Here is a 19395-nt window from a genome sequence, read left to right on the forward strand (position 1 = left end):
GACGTTGATAGGCTGGGTGTGGAAGTGCAGTAATGCATTAAGCTAACCAGTACTAATTGCCCGTACGGCTTGTCCCTATAACCTTAGCAGGTACAGAGGATGAGAAAGTACATGTTGTGTGTTGTTGATAACGCAGTCATTACCCAAGTAACATCTCAGTAAATAATCGACACTTCTTCCAGATTCATGGCCTTGTTGCTCCACCGAGAACAAGCGTCAGTACAAGTTATGCCTGATGACCATAGCAAGTTGGTCCCACCCCTTCCCATCCCGAACAGGACCGTGAAACAACTTTGCGCCGATGATAGTGCTGCAACCAGTGTGAAAGTAGGTTATCGTCAGGCTTGTTATTCGCAGTAGAGAAAAACCCGATCAGAAATGGTCGGGTTTTTTTTAGTCTGGTGGTTTATTCACTATAAAAGCGCCATTTTTAGTCCCATCTTCAGGCAAATTCCTATATAATTCGCCTCCTCAGATCAGATGGTTTGCTGCCCCGTTGGGAGCAGGCTGTTGAAAAAGTTATGCCTGATGACCATAGCAAGTTGGTCCCACACCTTCCCATCCCGAACAGGACCGTGAAACAACTCTGCGCCGATGATAGTGCTGCAACCAGTGTGAAAGTAGGTTATCGTCAGGCTTGTTATATAAAAAAACCCCGCGTGTGCGGGGTTTTTTTTCGTCTGCAGCATTCATCGGACTAGATTCCCCAGGTGATGCTTTCACCTTCCGCCTTGGCCGCGCGCAGCATTTCCATCAGTGGGTAGGCGCGCTGCGAAAAATGCACTTTCTGCGCGCGCGCATGGGTGCCTGTTTCGCCATCTTCCAGAGTTTCCGGCGTATGCGCATCGTGTTCGATGTCATTTTCCGGATGTAATTTACTTTCCGTGACTTCTTTTTCCAGCAAGGCCAGGGCATCGCCTGCTTCCGCTGGCGTGATGACGCCGCGCGTGGGGTTCTTGTGCAGGATGTCGAGGATACGCTGGGCATGTTCCTGGTACATCAGCACTTCAGGGGAAGATTTGGATTTGAATGAGATCAACATAGGCGCTTTCTGAAACTTGTCATTAGTGTCGAAACAATATCACGACTTGGGTGTCGCACAGGCCGTCCGATTACCCGGATTGCATATTTGCAAGCTGGATACTGTCAATTGTTGGACAACACACGTATTTACAAGGGCATGCTGACCGTGAAAACACCCGTTTAAGCGATCATTAAGTTTTAATCCAGTTTGACTGAATCCATGAAAGTATCGATGGTGTCACGTGACAGCTTGCTTTCTTCACCGAGAATGATGACCTGGAAGATGCGTTTGTCCTGCGCCACAAAACGCCCGACCAGCAAGACGGGTTTGCCTTGCTGTGTGCCAGTCGCTTCGACGCTCAGCGAACTGCGTTGATGGCTGCCGGCCGCTGTGCTGCTGGCAGCCGAGGCCAGTTTTTCGCTGCGCACGACGCCATTGATATTTTTCAACAGGGCAGTCTGCATGGCGGGCAGGGCCGCTTGCGCCTGTTCTGGGCTGTCGAGTACGGCGCTGCCGATGGCGAAGGTATTGCCATCAACCTCGCTGGCTGTCATGGTCAGGCTGACTTTCTTGCCATCCAGATCGATTTCGCGTGTCAGCACGGCCGGCTTGCCTGGAAACAGGGCCGTGAACTGGGCGTCGGGGCTGCGATAGTCGCGCCAGTCGAATTTTGGACTGCAGGCGGAGAGCGTGCAAGCTGTTGCGAGCGCGGCCAGGAAGAGGGAGAGTGATGTTTTTTTCATCAGCAGATGGTAGCAGCGCCGCCAGTCACGCGCAATCGCGCACGTGTGGCGGTCACTGGCCGCCTTATATCTCGCGCAGTACGCGCCGGTACTGGATCGCTTCGGCGACATGCGGCGGCGTGATGGCGGAGCTGTCCGCCAGATCCGCGATGCTGCGCGCCACGCGCAGAACCCGGTGGTAGGTGCGGGCCGACCAGTGCAGGCGCGTCATGGCGCCATGCAACAACAGTTCGCCATGTGGCTCCAGGCGACAATGCTGTTCAATTTCCATGTTGCTCAGGCGCTGGTTTGATTTTCCCTGGCGTGCCAGTTGCAAGGCAAAGGCTGCGGCGACCCGGGAGGCGATGGCTTGCGTACTTTCGCCGGCGCCTGCATGTCGCCCCAGCGCCGCCGGCGGCATGGCGGCAACTTCAATTTGCAGGTCGATACGGTCGAGCAGCGGGCCGGACAGGCGACTGTGATAGCGCAGCACGGCGTCGGGCGTGCAGCGGCAACGGCCAGAAGCGTGGCCCAGATAGCCGCACGGGCAGGGATTCATGGCGGCGATCAATTGAAAGCGGGCAGGAAATTCGGCCTGGCGGGCCGCGCGCGAAATGCTGATGACGCCCGATTCCATGGGTTGGCGCAGCACATCGAGCACCCGGCGCTGGAATTCGGCGATTTCATCGAGAAACAGCACGCCGCAGTGGGCCAGTGAGATTTCTCCCGGGCGCGGCAGGTTGCCGCCGCCCACCAGGGCCACGCCGGACGCCGTCTGGTGCGGGGCACGATAGGGACGACGTTTCCAGTGTTCCACCTTGAAGTGGCCGCCCAGCGAATGAACTGCGGCCGATTCCAGTGCCTCTTCATCGCTCATGGGGGGCAGCACGCCGGGGAAGCGGCTGGCCAACATGGTCTTGCCCGCGCCCGGCGGTCCCACCATCAAGATGTTATGGCCGCCCGCGGCCGCCACTTCCAGTGCGCGTCGCGCTTGCAACTGCCCCTGCACATCGGCAAAGTCGGGATACGCAAAAGCGTGCGCTGCCAGTAGGGGGTGATGGCGCTGCAGCGCGTTCTGGCTGGCGGGCGCGGCAAAATGCGCGCAAACTTCAAGCAGGCTGTGGGCGGGATAGATGCAGGCATCGCTGACCAGCGCCGCTTCGTCCGCGTTCGCTTGCGGCAGGATGAAGGCGCGTGGCGCGCCCGATTGACTGCGCTGCATGGCAAAGGTCATGGCCAGGGCGCCGCGGATGGGGCGCAACTGGCCCGAAAGCGACAGTTCGCCTGCAAATTCGTAGTGCTGCAGTTGGTCGCCCGGCAACTGGCCGGAGGCGGCCAGGATGCCCAGCGCAATCGGCAAGTCGAAGCGGCCTGATTCCTTGGGCAAGTCTGCCGGCGCCAGATTGGCCGTGATGCGCCGCGCCGGCATGTCAAAGCCGCAGTTTTGCAACGCGGCCCGAACGCGGTCGCGCGATTCCTTCACTTCCGTATCCGGCAGGCCGACAATGGTAAAGGACGGCAAGCCATTGGCAAGGTGAACTTCGACACTTACCTCGGGCGCCTCCATGCCGGCCAGGGCGCGGCTTTTCAGGACGGCCAGACTCATCAGACTCCCCTGTGGCGCGGGCGCGGGCAAGATCAGTCTAGCGCTTGCAACGCCATCAGGCTTGATGTATGCCAGCAAGGCCGTCAATAACGGGGCCTTGCCGGCCGCACCTTACGCCTTGGACTCGTTCAGGCGCGTTTCCAGTTCGATCAGGCGTAATTCCAGTGCGTCCAGTTTGGCGCGGGTCTTGGCCAGCACTTGCGCCTGGATATCGAATTCCTCGCGCGTGACGAGATCGAGGCGGGCGAAGCCCTGGGTCATCATCGATTTCACATTTTTCTCGATATCCTTGGCCGGCGAGTTTTCGATGGCTTGATGGATCTTGCCTTGCAAGTCGTTAAAGAATGTATTCATGTCCATGGTCAGTCCTTTTATGGTGCGGCCTGTGCATCGCACCATTGCGGTGCACAGCGGCGTTAATCTGGTGCGAAACTGGGCGGTTCATTGTGCTTCAGCAGTCCGTATCCGCATTCCTGGCGGTGTGCAGGGTATGTGTGGACGGAAATGCACCTGTCAAGGTGGCAAGCGAGCTGGCACGTATTCTGCTAAAGAAATGATGAACGCTTTGTGATCTCCAGCCAAGATTTTAAACCTCAACCGCTTTAAAAGTTCAATAAAAGGGAATCGCCATGAAGAATCTGTCCAAGAACATGACTTTAGTAGCTGCGTTGACGCTGGCCATGACCGCCTTGTGCGGTAGCGTCATGGCCCAGGATGCATTGGCGGTGCCTGCTGCAGCCGAAGCCGTACCTGATAACGTGGTGAGCTACAACGTGGCGCTGACCAGCGACTACCGTTACCGCGGCATCTCGCAAAGCCGCTTGAAACCGGCCATCAGCGGTGGTGCCGACTATACCCATAACCCAACGGGCCTGTATGTGGGCACCTGGCTGTCGAGCATCAAATGGATCAAGGACGGCGGCGGCGATACCAATCTGGAATGGGATATCTACGGCGGCAAGCGTGGCGAGATCAGCAAGGATTTTACCTATGACGTGGGCGGTCTGTACTATTTCTATCCTTCGAATGGACTGAGCACCAATGCCAACACTTTCGAGCTGTACGGCCAGCTCGGCTACGGCCCGTTGTATATCAAGTACTCGCATTCGACCACCAATCTGTTCGGCGTCGCCGACAGCAAGAATAGCGGCTATCTTGACGTGGGCGGCAACTTCGACCTGATTGACGGCTATATCATGAACGTGCACGTGGGCCGCCAGAAAGTCGAGCACAACGATTCCCTCAGCTATAACGATGTCAAGATCGGCGTGACCAAGGACTTTGGCGTGGCGACCGTTTCCCTGGCTGCCGTCAAGGCCAATATCGTATCACTGGCACCGAATGGCAAGAATCTGGCGAAATCCGGTCTCGTGCTGACCGTGTCCAAAACCTTTTAAGCGAGACTGCCATGAAAATGATTACTGCAATCATTAAACCGTTCAAACTGGACGAAGTACGCGAAGCTTTGTCGGCTATCAATGTGCAAGGCATTACCGTCACCGAAGTGAAAGGTTTCGGCCGCCAGAAAGGTCACACGGAACTGTACCGTGGCGCTGAGTATGTCGTCGATTTCTTGCCAAAGACCAAGATTGAAGCGGCCGTCGATGACGCCATTGTCGACCAGGCCATCGAAGCGATCGAAGGTGCCGCGCGTACCGGTAAAATCGGCGATGGCAAGATTTTCGTGTACAACCTGGAACAGGTTATCCGCATCCGTACCGGTGAAACCGGCAACGAAGCGCTCTAAGGGGAATATTGATGCATAAAAATATAACAAAATTGCTCGCCGGGATAGCCTGCCTGTGTGCGTTTGGCGTTGCCACGCCGAGCTTTGCCGATGCGCCCGCCAAGACGGAAGCGGCTACGACCACTGCCGTCGCCGTTCCCGCCGTGACGCCTGTTCCTGACGCCGCAGCACCGGCTGCTGCCGCTCCGGCCCCGGCCGCTGCCGTGCCAGCCGCCGCGCCCGTCGCCAACAAGGGCGACACCAGTTTCATGATGATCAGCACCTTGCTGGTGATCTTGATGACCATCCCCGGCCTGGCCCTGTTCTACGGCGGCCTGGTGCGCTCGAAGAATATGCTGTCGGTGCTGATGCAAGTGTTCATGGTGTTCGCGCTGGTTATCGTTCTGTGGTGCATCTACGGCTACTCGATCGCTTTCACGGAAAAAACCGCCTTCTTCGGTGGCTTCGACCGCCTGTTCCTGAACGGCATCTGGGATCCGGCCAAGGGTACGTTTGCCGCCGCCGCCACCTTCAGCAAGGGCGTCGTCATTCCCGAGTTCGTGTTTGTCGCTTTCCAGGGCACCTTTGCCGCCATCACCTGCGCACTGATTGTCGGCGCCTTTGCCGAGCGCGCCAAGTTTGCCGCCGTGCTGGCCTTCGTCGTGCTGTGGTTCACCTTCGCCTACCTGCCAGCGGCCCACATGGTCTGGTTCTGGACCGGCCCTGACCTGATCACCAATGCCACCACCTCGGCCAGCGAAGCGCTTAAAGCGGGCTGGATCTGGCAAAAAGGCGCGCTGGACTTCGCCGGCGGCACCGTGGTGCACATCAATGCCGCCGTCGCCGGCCTGGTGGGCGCGATCATGATCGGCAAACGCGTCGGCTACGGCCGTGAATCGATGGCACCGCACTCGCTGACGATGACCATGATCGGCGCTTCCCTGTTGTGGGTGGGCTGGTTCGGTTTCAATGCCGGTTCCTCGCTGGAAGCGGGCGACGTGGCTGCCCTGGCCTTCGTCAACACGCTGCTGGCCACCGCTGCCGCCACCCTGTCGTGGGTATTCGGCGAGTGGATCAGCAAAGGCAAGCCATCCATGCTCGGTGGCGCATCGGGCGCCGTTGCCGGCCTGGTGGCAATCACCCCGGCGGCCGGCTTTGTCGGTCCGATGGGTGGCCTGGTCATCGGCTTGCTGGCCGGTGTCGTCTGCCTGTGGGGCGTGAATGGCCTGAAACGCCTGATCGGCGCCGATGATTCGCTCGACGTGTTCGGCGTGCATGGCGTGGGCGGCATCCTCGGTGCTTTGCTGACGGGTGTCTTTGCTGCACCACAACTGGGCGGTCAAGGCATCTTCGACTATGTCACCAACAAGATGTCGGCTGACCCATACTCCATCGGACACCAGGTATGGGTGCAGACGCAAGCGGTCGGCACCACCATCATCTGGTCGGCCGTGGTCTCCGTCATCGCCTATAAACTGGTCGACATCGTCATCGGCCTGCGCGTACCGGAAGAAGAAGAGCGCGAAGGCCTCGATATCACCAGCCATGGCGAGCAGGCATATCATGGTTAAATGATCATTATCTGGCATGCCAGCGCCGAGGCGCGGCATGCCTGGCTTGAAGAGGCGCCTCATTGAGGTGCCTTTTTTTCGTTGTGGGAATGGAAAAGGTCTTTAAAACAAGGCTTTTGCCCCGATTTGGGGTACTTACACGGTAATATAGTCGGCAGTTCTGTGTGCTTTTTTGAATACTGCACATAATTTAAGGATGTAACTATGGTTCCCCATCTCGTCACGGCCCTGACCGGACCGCTGCTCGACCTCGAAAAAAAGATTCTGGCCGCGACGCCGGCCATTGAGCGCTGGTTTCGTATGGAGTGGCAAGAGCACACGCCGCCCTTCTATTGCTCGGTAGACTTGCGCAATGCGGGTTACAAGCTGGCGCCAGTCGATACCAATTTGTTCCCTGGCGGTTTTCATAACCTGGCCACGGAAATGCTGCCCTTGTCCGTGCAGGCGGCCATGGCCGCCATCGACAAGTATTGTCCGGACGCCCGCAACCTGCTGATGGTGCCGGAATTGCACAACACCACGCCGCAATACCTGCAAAATGTGGCGCGATTGATGCAGATCTTCCGCCAGACGGGGCTGCACGTACGCCTGGGCTCGTGGTCGCCCGAGATCACCCAGCCGACACCGTTGGTGTTGCCAGATGGCAACATGCTCGTCATCGAGCCCCTCGTGCGCCTGAACAACGGCCGCCGCCTGGGCTTGAAGGATTTCGATCCGTGCACGATCTTGCTGAACAACGACTTGTCGGACGGTATCCCCGATATCTTGCAAAATATTCATGAACAAAGCTTGCTGCCGCCTCTGCACGCGGGCTGGGCCTTGCGCCGCAAGAGCAACCACTACGCGGCTTACGATGAGGTAGTGAAAAAATTCGGCAAGATGATCGATGTCGATCCATGGATGCTCAACCCCTTCCACGCCAAGTGCAGCGACGTCAACTTCCAGGAAGGCGAGGGCGAAGATGCGCTGGCCGCCAGCGTCGACGTGTTGCTGGCCAAGATCCGCAAGAAATACAAGGAATACGGCATCAAGGAAAAGCCGTTTGTCATCGTCAAGCCCGATGCTGGCACGTATGGCACGGGCATCATGACAGTGCGCGACGCCAGCGAAGTGCGCGACCTGTCGCGCAAGCAGCGCGACAAGATGTCCATCGTCAAGGATGGCAAGGTCGTCACCGACGTGATCATCCAGGAAGGCGTGCCCACGTTCGAAAGCATCAAGGATGCGGTAGCCGAACCTGTCGTCTACATGATCGATCGGTATGTGGTGGGCGGCTTCTATCGTGTGCACGCAGAGCGGGGCGTGGATCAGAATCTGAACGCGCCCGGCTCGCAGTATGTGCCGCTGGCGTTTGCCCAGCAGCATGCCGTGCCGGACTTGAAGGCCAAGCCGGGCACTGCCGCGCCGAACCGCTTCTATGTGTATGGCGTAGTGGCGCGCCTGGCCTTGCTGGCCGCGTCGCTGGAAATGGAGCGCACGGACCCGAATCCCGAGGTGTATTGATTCATAAGGAGACTTGCCAGGCGCGGTGACTACCGTGCCTGGCGATCTCGGCTAGAATCAAGCATTCCTTATCCAGGCTCCCCGATTGGACGCACCATGAAAATTGCATTCCTTGCCGACCCGTTGGCAGGCTTCAAGACTTACAAAGATTCCACCTTCGCCATGATGCGCGAGGCGGCAAAACGCGGTCACACCGTCTACGCCTTCGAGCAGAAGGACATGGCGTTGGAAGAGGGCATCGTCACGGCACTGGTACAGCACATCGAGCTGACCGGCGACGAGCACGACTGGTACAAGGTGATATCCACCGAGGAAGTACGCCTGTCATCACTGGACGCCATCATCGAGCGCAAGGACCCGCCGTTCGACATGGAATACGTGTATGGCACGTATTTGCTGGAGCTGGCGGAAAAGCAGGGCGCCTGCGTCTTCAACAAACCGTCCGCCATCCGCGACAACAATGAAAAGCTGGCCATTGCCCAGTTTTCCGAATTCACCTCGCCCACCCTGGTGACGTCGAACGAAGCGCGCCTGCGCGCCTTCCACGCCAAGCACCAGGACGTCATCTTCAAGCCGCTCGACGGCATGGGCGGCACAGGCATCTTCCGCGTCAAGGCCGATGGCCTGAATCTGGGCGCCATCATCGAGACCTTGAGCGAGAATGGCGCGCAAACCATCATGGCGCAGCGTTTTATCCCCGACATCGACAAGGGCGACAAGCGCATCCTCGTCATCGGCGGCAAGCCGGTGCCGTTTGCGCTGGCACGCATCCCGCAGGCGGGCGAAGTGCGCGGCAACTTGGCCGCCGGCGGCACGGGCGTGGCGCAGCCCTTGACGGCGCGCGACCTGGAAATCGCTGAAAAACTGGGCCCGATCCTGGCCGCGCGTGGTCTGATGCTGGTAGGATTGGACGTGATCGGCGACTATCTGACGGAAGTCAATGTCACCAGCCCGACCTGCTTCCAGGAAATCATGCAGCAGACGGGGTTTGACGTGGCTGCCATGTTTGTCGACGCCGTCGAGCATGGCGTTGCGCAAGCGCAGCAACGCCAGAAGGTGAAATGACTATGGTAGGGATTTTGCTTATGACACACGCACCGCTGGGACAGGCGTTCATCGCCGCCTGCGCGCATGTGTTTCGGGGGCCAACGGAACGTTTTGAAGCCATCGATGTCGTCGCCGACCAGGACCTGGCGGAAGTGCAGAAGCTGGCGTCTGACGCCATCTGCCGCCTCGACGAAGGCTCCGGCGTGTTGGTGATTACCGACGTGAAGGGCGGCACGCCGTCGAACTGCTGCAACAAGCTGGCCGATGCGGGCCGGGTGGAAGTCATCGCCGGCATCAGCCTGCCGATGCTGCTGCGCGCCATCACGTATCGCCGCGATACGCTTGACGTGGTGGTGGAGATGGCGCTGGCCGGTGCGCAAAGCGGCGCCGTGCGCGTCGATAACCGCATTCGTGTGGGCGAATAAGGAAGTGCATGGCCGCCGCCCTGAAGGCGGCGGGTTTTATAGGCCAAGATTGTCATCAGCGTAGTGCATTCAGGGATAGAGACCATACAAAAATGATTCAAAGAGAACTCGAAATCATCAACAAGCTGGGACTGCACGCACGCGCCTCCGCCAAATTTACCCAGCTCGCCGCCAAGTTCAAGAGCGATGTCTGGCTGACCCGCAACGCGCGCCGCATTAACGCCAAGTCCATCATGGGCGTAATGATGCTGGCCGCCGGCAAGGGCGCGAAAGTGACCCTGGAAGCCGAGGGCGATGATGAGCAGGCATGTGTCGATGCGCTCACCGCCCTGATTAATGACAGGTTTGGCGAAGGCGAGTAATGCTCGCCGAACGCAGCCGCAGCCGTATTTCGACAGGTCACCCCATGGCATCTTTCACGCTCCACGGCATCCCGGTCTCCCGCGGCATCGCCATTGGCCGCGCGCATCTGCTGGCGCCGGCCGCCCTTGACGTCAAACATTACCTGGTCGCCCAGGAGCAGATCGAAGCCGAAGTCCAGCGCTTGCAAAACGCCATCGCCGCGGTCCACAAAGAGCTGCAAACCCTGTGGAACGAGCTGCCGAAAGATGCGCCCACCGAGCTGGGTGCGTTCATCGACGTGCATGCGCTGATCCTGTCGGACCCGCTGATCGCCGAAGCGCCGCTCGACATCATTCGTTCGCGCCACTACAACGCCGAATGGGCGCTGCTGACGCAAATCGATGAATTGTCGGCGCAGTTCGACGAAATCGAAGACCCGTATCTGCGCGAGCGCAAGGCCGATATCCAGCAAGTGGCCGAACGCGTGCTGAAGGTCTTGCTGGGCACCGAACAGCTGCTGCCCAAGGCGGCCGCCGAAGATGAATTGCTGGCGCAAATGATCGTTGTCGCTCACGATATTTCGCCGGCCGACATGCTGCAGTTCCGCGACCGTTCCTTCATCGGCTTCATTACCGACGTGGGCGGACAGAACTCTCACACGGCCATCGTCGCGCGCAGCCTGGATATCCCGGCCGCCGTCGGCATGTCGCAGGCGTCGATGCTGATCGAGCAGGACGACTGGCTGATCATCGACGGCGACGCTGGCGTCGTCATCGCCAACCCCAGCGCGCTGGTGCTGGAGCAGTACCGCGAGCGCCAAGTGGCCATGCAGCGCGCGCGCAAGAAGCTGGGCAAGCTGAAAAAGACGCCGGCCGTCACCCGATGCGGCACCCCCGTTACCCTGCTGGCCAATATCGAATTGCCCGAAGATTGCGCGTTTGCGCTGGAATCGGGCGCCAGCGGCGTGGGCCTGTTCCGCTCCGAATTCCTGTTCATGGGCCGCGCCCACAAGATTCCTACCGAGGACGAGCAATTCGAGGCCTACCGCAACACGGTGCAGTCGATGAAAGGGCGCGTGGTGACCATCCGCACGCTCGACATCGGCGCCGACAAGCCGCTCGACCAGTCCGACCATACGGCCTTGAATCCCGCCCTGGGCTTGCGCGCCATCCGTTACTGTCTGGCCGAGCCGCAGCTATTCCTGACGCAGCTGCGCGCGATTCTGCGTGCCTCGGCTTTCGGCAAGGTGCGCATTCTGATCCCGATGCTGGCGCATGCCTTCGAGATCGACCAGTCGCTGGCCATGATAGAGCAGGCCAAGGCCAGCCTGCGCGAGGAGGGCGTCAAGTTCGACGACGCCGTCGAAGTGGGCGCCATGATCGAGATTCCTGCTGCGGCGCTGGCCCTGCCCATGTTCGTCAAGCGCATGGATTTCCTGTCGATCGGCACGAATGACCTGATCCAGTACACCCTGGCCATCGACCGCGTCGACTACGAGGTGGCGCATTTGTACAATCCGCTGCACCCGGCCGTACTGCAACTGATCTCCATGACGATTACCGCCGGCCACAAGGCGGGCATCGACGTGGCCGTCTGCGGCGAAATGGCGGGCGACGTAAAGCTCACGCGTCTGCTGCTGGGCATGGGACTGCGCGAGTTTTCCATGCATCCGGCCCAGTTGTTGGCGGTCAAGCAAGAGATCCTCAACAGCGACCTGGGCCTGATCGCACCACAAATGCGCAAAATTATGCGTTCCATGGAACCAAATGTGATCGCGGAAGCAGTACAACAGTTGCAGCTCATGTAAACTGTCGCGTTATCAGCACCAGAAGACATCGCGCGCGGCAAGATGTCTCCTGGTGTTAAAGTTGCAGAACCTATCATCGCGGTGCTGCATCGACCATGGCCCGCGGGGCCACCCCCTTTATAAACCGACACACATGTCATCCATTGGAATTGTTTCGCCGCAAACCATGTATTTTGCGCAACCCCTGCAGCTGCAAAGCGGAGCATCGCTGCGGGACTATATGTTGATGTATGAAACCTACGGCACCCTGAACGCCGACAAATCGAACGCGGTGCTGGTCTGCCACGCCTTGAATGCCTCGCATCACGTGGCCGGCGTGTATGCCGACGAGCCGAAGAGCACGGGCTGGTGGGACAATATGGTCGGTCCCGGCAAGCCGCTCGACACGGACAAATTCTTCGTCATCGGCGTCAACAACCTTGGCTCCTGCTTCGGCTCGACGGGCCCCATGCACATCAATCCCGCCACCGGCAAGCCGTATGGCGCTTCTTTCCCCGTCGTCACGGTGGAAGACTGGGTCAGCGCGCAGGCGCGCCTGGCCGATGAACTGGGCATTCGCCAGTTCGCCGCCGTGATGGGCGGCTCCCTGGGCGGCATGCAGGCATTGGCGTGGAGCATCATGTTCCCCGAGCGGCTGCGCCACTGCGTGGTGATCGCCTCGACGGCCAAACTGTCGGCGCAAAATATCGCCTTCAATGACGTGGCGCGCCAGGCCATCCTGTCCGACCCCGATTACCGGGGCGGCGATTTTTATGCGCATGGCGTGGTACCGAAGAACGGCTTGCGCGTGGCGCGCATGGTGGGCCACATCACGTATCTGTCGAACGATGACATGGCCGAGAAATTCGGCCGCAAGCTGCGCGACGCGGCGCAGACGGGCGATTACAAATTCGGCTTCGGCATCGATTTCGAGATCGAATCGTATTTGCGCTACCAGGGCGACAAGTTTTCCGAGTACTTTGACGCGAACACCTATCTGCTGATTACCAAGGCGCTCGACTACTTCGACCCGGCGCGCGCGCATGGCGGCGACTTGGCCAAGGCCCTGTCGGGCACCAAGGCCAAATTCTTCCTCGCCTCGTTTTCCACAGACTGGCGCTTCTCGCCCGAGCGCAGCCGCGAAATCGTCGAGGCGCTGGTGTGCAACCGCCGCCAGGTGACCTATGCGGAAATCGACGCGCCGCACGGCCACGACGCCTTCCTGCTGGAAGACCCGCGTTACATGAATATGGTGCGCGCCTATTATGGCCAGGTATGGAACGACATCGGGGCGGGCTTGCCCGCTTCTGCACAGCACACCGCCGTCCGCCATGGCGCGAAGGAGACCGCATGACTTTTGACGAATTGAGCGCGCTGCGCCCCGACCTGGCCTTCATCGCCCACTGGGTGCCGAATAACGCGCATGTGCTGGACGTGGGCTGCGGCGAAGGCGTGATGCTGCAGTACCTGCAAAGCGACAAGGAATGCAGCGGCTATGGCATCGAGATCGCCGACGACAAGGTGCTGGCCAGCACCCTGCGCGGCGTGAACGTGATCCAGCAAGACATGGAAAAAGGCCTGGCCATCTTTGGCGACAACAGTTTCGATACGGTGCTGTGCCTGTCGTCGCTGCAGATGATGAAGCAGGTCGAGCCGCTGCTGCGCGACATCGTGCGTGTGGGCGCCGAGGCCATCGTCTCATTCCCCAACTTCGCCTACTGGCCGCACCGCGTGGCATTGCTGAAAGGGCGCATGCCCGTGTCGAAATCGCTGCCGTACCAGTGGTACGACACGCCCAACGTGCGCTGCGCAACCATCAACGACTTCCGCGAGCTGGCCGAGGAATGCGGCCTGGAAGTGATCGAATGCGTGGCCCTGGCCGAAGGCAAGATGGTCTCCGTGCTGCCGAACCTGCGCGGCGACCTGGCCGTCTTCCGCCTGCGTAAAAAAGCGGTGCATTGATGACGACAAGCCCGGCGCCGGGATGGCGTTCCTATGCCAATGGCCGCATGCTGGCCGTGCTGGTGCTGGGCTTCAGTTCCGGCCTGCCGCTGTTCATCCTGTTGTATTTGTTGCAGGCTTGGCTGGCCAAGTCGGGCTTGAATGTGAAAGCGTTGGGGCTGTTCGCTCTGGTGCAGTTTCCGTATATCTGGAAATTCCTGTGGGCGCCCCTGATGGACCGCTACCGCGTCCTGGGACTGGGACGCCGGCGCGGCTGGATGGCGCTGACGCAAGTGGCACTGTTTTTTGCCATCGGCGGCATGGGCATGCTCGACCCGCTGACGCAGATCGGCCTGATCGCAGCCGCCGCCGGCGGCGTCGCCTTCCTGTCGGCCAGCCAGGACATCGTCATCGACGCCTACCGGCGCGAAATCCTTGCCGATAACGAGCAGGGACTGGGCGCCGCCGTCATCGTCAACGCGTATAAGGTGGCGGGCATGGTACCGGGTGCGCTGTCGCTGATCCTGGCCGACCGCATGCCATGGCAGCCCGTCTTCTGGATCACGGCTGCCTTCATGTTGCCGGGCTTGGTCTGCACCTTGCTGATCAGGGAGCCGACCGTGTATGGCTCGCCGCCGAAGACCATGCGCGAAGCGATCATCTTACCGTTCCAGGAATTCATCGCGCGTGATGGTTGGCGTAACGCAATGTGGATCCTCGCTTTCGTATTACTCTACAAAATCGGTGACAGCATGGCCACGGCGCTGGCGACGAAGTTTTATCTCGACCTGGGTTTTAGCATGACGCAGATCGGCCTGGCCGCCAATACCACGGGTTTCTGGGCCAGCCTGGCCGGCGGCGTGGTGGGCGGCATATGGATGCTCAAGCTGGGCATCAACCGGGGCCTGTGGGTGTTCGGCGCGCTGCAGGCCATCGCGATTCTCGGCTTTGCCTGGCTGGCGCAGGTGGGACCGAACACCATGCTATTGAGCGCCGTGATCGGTTTTGAAGCCTTCGCCAGCCTGGGCCTGGGTGCGGCCGCCTTTGTCGCGTTCCTGTCGCGCACCACGGACCCGCGCTACACGGCGACGCAATATGCACTGTTTTCCAGCCTGAGTGCCGTGCCGCGCACTCTGATCAACGCCTCGGTGGGTTTCCTGGTCGCCGAGCTGGGCTGGTTCTCGTTTTTCATCGTTTGCTTCTTCCTGGCCTTTCCGGCCATGATGATGCTGCCTAAAATCGCTCCATGGAGGTCTGCCAATGGCACCAATATCCCTTAAACGTTACACCGTCCTGGCCAGCCTGTGCGCAGCCACCGCGCTCGCGCCGATGTCAGTCTTCGCCCAGCAGGCGACGATACAGGATGGCATCAAGGTGCGCCCTTTGTCGACCACGCGCATCTTTGCCGGCGGTGCCGATTTCAATGCACAATCGAAGCAGCAATATACGCAGCTGGTCAACGAAGCGAAGGAAAAGAATGCGCTGGTGCCGGACAGCGATCCGCAGGTCAAGCGCCTGCGCGCCATCGCCCAACGCATCATCCCGTTCGCCACGCGCTGGAACGAGGCGGCGGCCAACTGGAACTGGCAGATCAACCTGCTCAACTCGGACGAGGTCAACGCTTTTTGCATGCCGGGTGGGCAGATCGCTTTTTACAGCGGCATTATCACCAAGCTGAACCTGACCGACGATGAAGTGGCCGTCGTCATGGGGCATGAAATTTCGCACGCCTTGCGCGAACACTCGCAGGCGCAGGCAGGCAAGGGCAACCTGGCCGCCGTTGGCGCCAAGCTGGCCGGCGCCGGCCTGTCGGCTTGGCTCGGTGTCGATCCGAACCTGACCAGCACCGCCACTAACATGGCAGCCAAGGGCGTGATGCTGAAATTCTCGCGCGACGATGAACGCGAAGCGGACTTGATCGGCATGGACCTGGCCGCGCGCGCCGGTTTCGATCCGCGCGCCGGCGTCATCCTGTGGCAGAAGATGGCGGCGGTGAGCGCGGGCGCGCCGCCGGAATTCCTCTCGACGCACCCATCGGGCAAGGACCGCATCTCGCAGATGAACAGCCATATGGCACAAGTGCTGCCGCTGTACGCGCGCAGCAAGGGCGTCAGCGTGGATGCCTTGCCGCCCTACCGCAGCAACGCCATCGCGCAGCGCTAGGATGTCTTCCCGTAGCGGCCCTGCGCCGCTGCCCCTGCGCGACGGCGTCGCGCCCAGCTATCTGTGGCTGCCGGAGGGGCAGTGGCCGGACATGCTGTCGTTTCTGCTCGAACGTTATCCGCAGATCAGCGCCGCGCAGTGGCAAGACCGCATGGCGCGCGGTGAAGTGGTCAACGGCGACGGCGCCGTGCTGGGACCGGACAGCGCATACCGGCGCGGCATGCGCATTTTTTACTACCGCGAGCTGGAGTGCGAAACGCCGATCCCCTTCCAGGAAGAGATCCTGTTTCAGGATGAACACCTGGTGGTGGTCGACAAGCCGCATTTTCTGCCCATGACGCCAGCCGGGCGCTTCGTGCAAGAGACCCTGCTGACGCGCCTGAAGAAGCAGCTCGATAGCGCCGACCTGACGCCTATCCACCGCCTTGACCGCGAGACGGCCGGCGTGGTGATTTTTTCGCGCCAGGTAGCCAGCCGTGGCGCCTACCAGTCGCTGTTCCAGCGCCGTGAAGTGCGCAAGACGTATGAGGCGCTGGCGCCGCGCCTCGATGGCCGCGATTTTCCATTTACCTACCGCAGCCGCATGGTCGAAGGCGCGCAGTTTTTTCTCATGCGCGAGGAAGCGGGGGAGCCGAATTCGGAAACCGTCATCGACATCATCGAAGAGCGCGGCGAGGTAAACCTGTACCGGCTGCAGCCACACACGGGGCGCAAGCACCAGCTGCGCGTGCATCTGGCGTCACTCGGTATCCCCATTGTCAACGATGCGTTTTATCCGCTGGCCCTGCCGTGCAAGGAAGACGACATGTCGCACCCGCTGCAGCTGCTGGCGCGGGCGATCGATTTCACGGACCCTTTGAGCGGCGAGCCGCGCCACTTTGAAAGCCGGCGCAGCCTGTAGCGGAGCTTACGCCTTGATGGTGTAATCGATGATCAAGGGCGCGTGGTCGGAAAAACGCTCGTCCTTGTAGACGTTGACCGTATGCGCCTGGGCTGCGATGCCGGGCGTGGCGACATGGTAGTCGATGCGCCAGCCCACGTTCTTCGCGTAGGCCTGGCCCCGGTTGCTCCACCAGGTGTACTGGTCTTCGCGCTTGTCCAGGCCGCGGTGCACGTCGACAAAGCCCACTTCGTCGAAGACGCGCGTCAGCCATGCGCGCTCTTCCGGCAGGAAGCCGGAATTTTTCTTGTTGCCCTTCCAGTTTTTCAGGTCGATTTCATGGTGGGCGATATTCCAGTCGCCGCAGATGATCACTTCGCGCCCTAACGCCTTCAATTCCAGCAGGTGCGGCAGGAACAGCTCCATGAAGCGGAACTTGGCTTCCTGGCGTTCCGGGCCGGACGAACCGGACGGGCAGTACACGGAAATGACGGACAGCTTGCCAAAATCACAGCGCACGTAGCGGCCTTCGGCATCGAATTCGGGGCTGCCGAAACCGATATGCACGGCGTCCGGCTCGACCTTGCTGTACACGCCCGTTCCCGAATACCCTTTTTTCTCGGCATAGTGAAAGTGGCCATGGTAGCCGTGCGGGTTGAGGAATTCGGGCGTCATGTCGGGCAACTGCGCCTTCAATTCCTGCACGCAGATGAAATCGGCCGTTTGCGTGCCCATCCAGTTGAAAAAGCCTTTTTTGGCGGCGGAACGGATGCCGTTCAGGTTGGCGGAGATAATTTTTGGCATAGAGTGAGAGTGAAAAGGGCGCTGGACGGGGCCGGCGGGCGCGGCATGGCGATTGTCTCGCCGCTGCGCGCGGATTAAAATACAGGCACTTTTAAAAAATGAGGCTAATGTGAATAATTTACGCCAGCAGTTTATCGCGTTTTCAGTATCCAAGGGAGTCTTGCGGTTTGGCGAGTTCACCACCAAGGCCGGGCGATCATCGCCATACTTCTTCAATGCGGGCCTGTTCCATGACGGCGCCACGCTGGCCGAGCTGGCGCAGTTCTACGCGCAGACCCTGCTCGACTCGGGCGTCGAATTCGACATGCTGTTTGGCCCCGCCTACAAGGGCATCACCCTGGCGTCGGCCACCGCCGTGGCGCTGGCAGGCAAGGGCCGCAACACCTCGTTCGCCTTCAACCGCAAGGAAGCCAAGGACCATGGCGAAGGCGGCACCATCGTCGGCGCCAAGCTGCATGGCAAAGTCGTCATCATTGACGATGTGATCTCGGCGGGCACCTCGGTGCGCGAATCGGTGGACATGATCCGTGCCGCTGGCGCCGAGCCATGCGCCGTGCTGATTGCCCTGGACCGCATGGAGCGTTCTGGCCCGGACGGCCAGCTGTCGCCAAGTTCGGCGGTGCAGGAAGTGTCGAAACAGTATGGCATTCCCGTCATCTCGATCGGCAACCTGGACGATTTGTTCGGTTACCTGAATGGCGCTGGCGCCGATCCGGAACTGCTGAAACATAAAGAGGCTGTTTCCGCGTACCGCACCCGCTACGGCATTTAAAGCGCCCATGGCGGCGTTGCAACGCGTTGCCGCACCGCGCCTTGCCCTGAGCACTTTAAGTCGCGCTACTTTCCTGCAGCGCCCGCAGCCGCGGGTCGCTGCAGGCGGCGCCGGCTTGCGGGTGGCATTGCAATAGCCGCCGCAACAGCGCGCCGCCGATGCCGCGCCGCCGGAACGGCGGTTTCACGAACAGCATGTTCACCGTCACCCCGTTCGCGCACTTGCTGATGTCTAGCATGGCCACTTGCTGGCCGTCGATCCACGCGCACAGCGCGCTGTCCCCTTGCCAATCGATGTGCATCATGCCAGCCATGGCTTGAGTGCCGCATGCAGGCCCAGGGCGAACAGGCCGACAAAAAAGCACCGCTTGAACACTTGTTGCGCGATGCGTCCGCGCAGCCATTGGCCGGCCAGCATGCCGGCCAGCGTCGGCAGCAGCGCATACGCGGAAGCGCCGGCCGCGCCGAGACTGAAGTCACCGTGCAAGGCCAGGCTGGCCGCCAGCGCCACGGTCGATGCGGTAAACGCCAGGCCCAGCGCCTGCACCAGTGCATCGCGCGCCAGGCCCAGTCCCTGCAGATACGGCACGGCGGGGATCACGAACACGCCGGTGGCGGCCGTCACCAGCCCCGTCGCGGCGCCCGCTAAGGGCCCCAGCCAGGTCTCGTGCCGCGCCGGCACCCGCAACTGCAGCGAGAATAGTCCCGCCAGCGCGTACAGCATCAGCGCCACGCCCAGCGCGACGACGGCCCAGGTGCCGCTGTCGCTCTGCAGCAGGGCGCCGCCCGCCAGGGTGCCCGCCATGATTGCCGCCAGCATGGGCCACAAACGCCGCAGCAGGAGCAGGGTGCGCAGGCCGGGGCCGGCCGCCAGCTGCCAGACATTCGTCACCATCGATGGCACGATCAGCAGGGCCGCCGCCTGCACGGGTGGCATGACAAGGCTGAGCGTGCCCATGGCCACCGTCGGCAAGCCCAGTCCGACTACGCCCTTGACGAAGCCAGCGATGAGGAAGCTGGCGCCGACGGCCAGCAGGAATGACGTCTCCATCTTTTTTATTCCGCAGTAATTTTGTGTGGATTC

21 protein-coding genes and 3 rRNA genes are annotated in these 19395 nt (G+C 60.6%); 17 read left to right on the plus strand and 7 right to left on the minus strand.

All coding sequences use genetic code 11. From position 1 onward, the window contains the following. The 3 genes from ACQ4W7_RS14565 to rrf (ACQ4W7_RS14575) all read left to right on the plus strand — a co-directional run. Positions 1 to 77, plus strand: a 23S ribosomal RNA gene (locus ACQ4W7_RS14565); the annotation flags it as partial. Between the two features lie 154 nt (positions 78 to 231). Then, positions 232 to 344, plus strand: a 5S ribosomal RNA gene (gene rrf, locus ACQ4W7_RS14570). 180 nt (positions 345 to 524) lie between these two features. Next, positions 525 to 637: ribosomal RNA gene (gene rrf / locus ACQ4W7_RS14575) — 5S ribosomal RNA — on the plus strand. 60 nt (positions 638 to 697) lie between these two features. On the opposite strand, the gene ACQ4W7_RS14580 is transcribed toward rrf (ACQ4W7_RS14575), so the two are convergent. The 4 genes from ACQ4W7_RS14580 to ACQ4W7_RS14595 all read right to left on the minus strand — a co-directional run bounded on the left by ACQ4W7_RS14580 (position 698) and on the right by ACQ4W7_RS14595 (position 3712). Beyond that, positions 698 to 1042, minus strand: a complete 345-nt coding sequence (locus ACQ4W7_RS14580) for a DUF1840 domain-containing protein (RefSeq protein ID WP_426074586.1) — start codon at positions 1040 to 1042, stop codon at positions 698 to 700. Positions 1043 to 1221: 179 nt separating this feature from the next. Then, positions 1222 to 1767: a hypothetical protein gene (locus tag ACQ4W7_RS14585; RefSeq protein WP_436531355.1), complete on the minus strand. Its 546-nt coding sequence runs from the start codon at positions 1765 to 1767 to the stop codon at positions 1222 to 1224. A 64-nt stretch (positions 1768 to 1831) separates the two neighbouring features. Then, positions 1832 to 3352 carry a YifB family Mg chelatase-like AAA ATPase gene (locus ACQ4W7_RS14590; protein WP_436531357.1) on the minus strand — a complete coding sequence of 507 codons (1521 nt, stop codon included), beginning with the start codon at positions 3350 to 3352 and terminating at the stop codon, positions 1832 to 1834. Positions 3353 to 3463: 111 nt separating this feature from the next. Beyond that, a complete protein-coding gene (locus ACQ4W7_RS14595) occupies positions 3464 to 3712 on the minus strand; it encodes an accessory factor UbiK family protein (protein ID WP_046683506.1) in 249 nt (82 codons plus the stop codon). A gap of 269 nt (positions 3713 to 3981) precedes the next feature. On the opposite strand from ACQ4W7_RS14595, the gene ACQ4W7_RS14600 reads away from it, so the two are divergent. From ACQ4W7_RS14600 to ACQ4W7_RS14660, 13 genes are all read left to right on the plus strand, one after another. Continuing rightward, positions 3982 to 4749 (plus strand): TorF family putative porin, encoded by a 768-nt coding sequence (locus tag ACQ4W7_RS14600; RefSeq protein WP_426074589.1) that lies wholly within the window; start codon positions 3982 to 3984, stop codon positions 4747 to 4749. A gap of 11 nt (positions 4750 to 4760) precedes the next feature. After that, positions 4761 to 5099 carry a P-II family nitrogen regulator gene (locus tag ACQ4W7_RS14605; protein ID WP_010393464.1) on the plus strand — a complete coding sequence of 113 codons (339 nt, stop codon included), beginning with the start codon at positions 4761 to 4763 and terminating at the stop codon, positions 5097 to 5099. An 11-nt stretch (positions 5100 to 5110) separates the two neighbouring features. Next, positions 5111 to 6649 carry an ammonium transporter gene (locus tag ACQ4W7_RS14610; protein WP_436531359.1) on the plus strand — a complete coding sequence of 513 codons (1539 nt, stop codon included), beginning with the start codon at positions 5111 to 5113 and terminating at the stop codon, positions 6647 to 6649. A 204-nt stretch (positions 6650 to 6853) separates the two neighbouring features. Further along, entirely contained in the window at positions 6854 to 8152 is a 1299-nt protein-coding gene (gene gshA, locus ACQ4W7_RS14615) for a glutamate--cysteine ligase (RefSeq protein WP_436531361.1), read from the plus strand. A 96-nt stretch (positions 8153 to 8248) separates the two neighbouring features. Continuing rightward, positions 8249 to 9217 (plus strand): glutathione synthase, encoded by a 969-nt coding sequence (gene gshB, locus ACQ4W7_RS14620; RefSeq protein ID WP_436531363.1) that lies wholly within the window; start codon positions 8249 to 8251, stop codon positions 9215 to 9217. Between the two features lie 2 nt (positions 9218 to 9219). Further along, complete coding sequence (locus ACQ4W7_RS14625) at positions 9220 to 9624, plus strand: PTS sugar transporter subunit IIA (protein ID WP_426074675.1); 405 nt, start codon at positions 9220 to 9222, stop codon at positions 9622 to 9624. A gap of 92 nt (positions 9625 to 9716) precedes the next feature. Next, complete coding sequence (locus ACQ4W7_RS14630; RefSeq protein WP_034749416.1) at positions 9717 to 9986, plus strand: HPr family phosphocarrier protein; 270 nt, start codon at positions 9717 to 9719, stop codon at positions 9984 to 9986. A 44-nt stretch (positions 9987 to 10030) separates the two neighbouring features. Next, positions 10031 to 11773 carry a phosphoenolpyruvate--protein phosphotransferase gene (gene ptsP, locus ACQ4W7_RS14635; RefSeq protein WP_426074593.1) on the plus strand — a complete coding sequence of 581 codons (1743 nt, stop codon included), beginning with the start codon at positions 10031 to 10033 and terminating at the stop codon, positions 11771 to 11773. 133 nt (positions 11774 to 11906) lie between these two features. After that, on the plus strand, positions 11907 to 13106 hold the full coding sequence (metX, locus tag ACQ4W7_RS14640) for a homoserine O-succinyltransferase MetX (RefSeq protein ID WP_426074594.1): 1200 nt from the start codon (positions 11907 to 11909) through the stop codon (positions 13104 to 13106). After that, positions 13103 to 13714 (plus strand): methionine biosynthesis protein MetW, encoded by a 612-nt coding sequence (metW, locus tag ACQ4W7_RS14645; protein WP_070222822.1) that lies wholly within the window; start codon positions 13103 to 13105, stop codon positions 13712 to 13714. The genes metX and metW overlap by 4 nt, the downstream gene beginning before the upstream one ends. After that, the gene (locus ACQ4W7_RS14650; protein ID WP_426074595.1) at positions 13714 to 14973 is read left to right on the plus strand and encodes an AmpG family muropeptide MFS transporter; all 1260 of its coding nucleotides are present in this window, start codon (positions 13714 to 13716) and stop codon (positions 14971 to 14973) included. The genes metW and ACQ4W7_RS14650 overlap by 1 nt, the downstream gene beginning before the upstream one ends. Continuing rightward, complete coding sequence (locus ACQ4W7_RS14655; protein ID WP_426074596.1) at positions 14954 to 15856, plus strand: M48 family metallopeptidase; 903 nt, start codon at positions 14954 to 14956, stop codon at positions 15854 to 15856. Before ACQ4W7_RS14650 ends, ACQ4W7_RS14655 begins: the two co-directional genes overlap by 20 nt. A gap of 1 nt (position 15857) precedes the next feature. After that, a complete protein-coding gene (locus ACQ4W7_RS14660) occupies positions 15858 to 16757 on the plus strand; it encodes an RluA family pseudouridine synthase (RefSeq protein ID WP_436531367.1) in 900 nt (299 codons plus the stop codon). Between the two features lie 6 nt (positions 16758 to 16763). Here the strand turns inward: ACQ4W7_RS14660 and ACQ4W7_RS14665 are convergent, their stop codons facing one another. After that, positions 16764 to 17540, minus strand: coding sequence for an exodeoxyribonuclease III (locus ACQ4W7_RS14665; RefSeq protein WP_426074598.1), 777 nt, complete (start codon positions 17538 to 17540; stop codon positions 16764 to 16766). Positions 17541 to 17649: 109 nt separating this feature from the next. Here ACQ4W7_RS14665 and pyrE point away from each other — a divergent pair, with 109 nt between their 5' ends. Further along, entirely contained in the window at positions 17650 to 18312 is a 663-nt protein-coding gene (pyrE, locus tag ACQ4W7_RS14670) for an orotate phosphoribosyltransferase (protein ID WP_071325453.1), read from the plus strand. Between the two features lie 55 nt (positions 18313 to 18367). Here the strand turns inward: pyrE and ACQ4W7_RS14675 are convergent, their stop codons facing one another. Both ACQ4W7_RS14675 and ACQ4W7_RS14680 read right to left on the minus strand, forming a co-directional pair. Further along, positions 18368 to 18616 carry a GNAT family N-acetyltransferase gene (locus ACQ4W7_RS14675; RefSeq protein ID WP_436531370.1) on the minus strand — a complete coding sequence of 83 codons (249 nt, stop codon included), beginning with the start codon at positions 18614 to 18616 and terminating at the stop codon, positions 18368 to 18370. Next, positions 18613 to 19362, minus strand: a complete 750-nt coding sequence (locus tag ACQ4W7_RS14680; RefSeq protein WP_436531372.1) for a sulfite exporter TauE/SafE family protein — start codon at positions 19360 to 19362, stop codon at positions 18613 to 18615. Before ACQ4W7_RS14680 ends, ACQ4W7_RS14675 begins: the two co-directional genes overlap by 4 nt. Positions 19363 to 19395: the final 33 nt, after the last annotated feature.

Origin of the sequence: Janthinobacterium algoris, assembly GCF_051380935.1 — a bacterium.
Lineage (GTDB): Bacteria > Pseudomonadota > Gammaproteobacteria > Burkholderiales > Burkholderiaceae_D > Janthinobacterium.

Coding starts and splice junctions, on each gene's coding strand:
- gshB (WP_436531363.1), top strand. CDS start 8,249: ATGAAAATTGCATTCCTTGCCGACCCGTTGGCAGGCTTCAAGACTTAC.
- gshA (WP_436531361.1), top strand. CDS start 6,854: ATGGTTCCCCATCTCGTCACGGCCCTGACCGGACCGCTGCTCGACCTC.
- ACQ4W7_RS14590 (WP_436531357.1), bottom strand. CDS start 3,352: ATGAGTCTGGCCGTCCTGAAAAGCCGCGCCCTGGCCGGCATGGAGGCG.
- ACQ4W7_RS14605 (WP_010393464.1), top strand. CDS start 4,761: ATGAAAATGATTACTGCAATCATTAAACCGTTCAAACTGGACGAAGTA.
- ptsP (WP_426074593.1), top strand. CDS start 10,031: ATGGCATCTTTCACGCTCCACGGCATCCCGGTCTCCCGCGGCATCGCC.
- ACQ4W7_RS14630 (WP_034749416.1), top strand. CDS start 9,717: ATGATTCAAAGAGAACTCGAAATCATCAACAAGCTGGGACTGCACGCA.
- ACQ4W7_RS14600 (WP_426074589.1), top strand. CDS start 3,982: ATGAAGAATCTGTCCAAGAACATGACTTTAGTAGCTGCGTTGACGCTG.
- ACQ4W7_RS14610 (WP_436531359.1), top strand. CDS start 5,111: ATGCATAAAAATATAACAAAATTGCTCGCCGGGATAGCCTGCCTGTGT.
- ACQ4W7_RS14680 (WP_436531372.1), bottom strand. CDS start 19,362: ATGGAGACGTCATTCCTGCTGGCCGTCGGCGCCAGCTTCCTCATCGCT.
- ACQ4W7_RS14655 (WP_426074596.1), top strand. CDS start 14,954: ATGGCACCAATATCCCTTAAACGTTACACCGTCCTGGCCAGCCTGTGC.
- ACQ4W7_RS14595 (WP_046683506.1), bottom strand. CDS start 3,712: ATGGACATGAATACATTCTTTAACGACTTGCAAGGCAAGATCCATCAA.
- ACQ4W7_RS14580 (WP_426074586.1), bottom strand. CDS start 1,042: ATGTTGATCTCATTCAAATCCAAATCTTCCCCTGAAGTGCTGATGTAC.
- ACQ4W7_RS14625 (WP_426074675.1), top strand. CDS start 9,220: ATGGTAGGGATTTTGCTTATGACACACGCACCGCTGGGACAGGCGTTC.
- ACQ4W7_RS14660 (WP_436531367.1), top strand. CDS start 15,858: ATGTCTTCCCGTAGCGGCCCTGCGCCGCTGCCCCTGCGCGACGGCGTC.
- ACQ4W7_RS14650 (WP_426074595.1), top strand. CDS start 13,714: ATGACGACAAGCCCGGCGCCGGGATGGCGTTCCTATGCCAATGGCCGC.
- metW (WP_070222822.1), top strand. CDS start 13,103: ATGACTTTTGACGAATTGAGCGCGCTGCGCCCCGACCTGGCCTTCATC.
- ACQ4W7_RS14585 (WP_436531355.1), bottom strand. CDS start 1,767: ATGAAAAAAACATCACTCTCCCTCTTCCTGGCCGCGCTCGCAACAGCT.
- ACQ4W7_RS14665 (WP_426074598.1), bottom strand. CDS start 17,540: ATGCCAAAAATTATCTCCGCCAACCTGAACGGCATCCGTTCCGCCGCC.
- metX (WP_426074594.1), top strand. CDS start 11,907: ATGTCATCCATTGGAATTGTTTCGCCGCAAACCATGTATTTTGCGCAA.
- ACQ4W7_RS14675 (WP_436531370.1), bottom strand. CDS start 18,616: ATGATGCACATCGATTGGCAAGGGGACAGCGCGCTGTGCGCGTGGATC.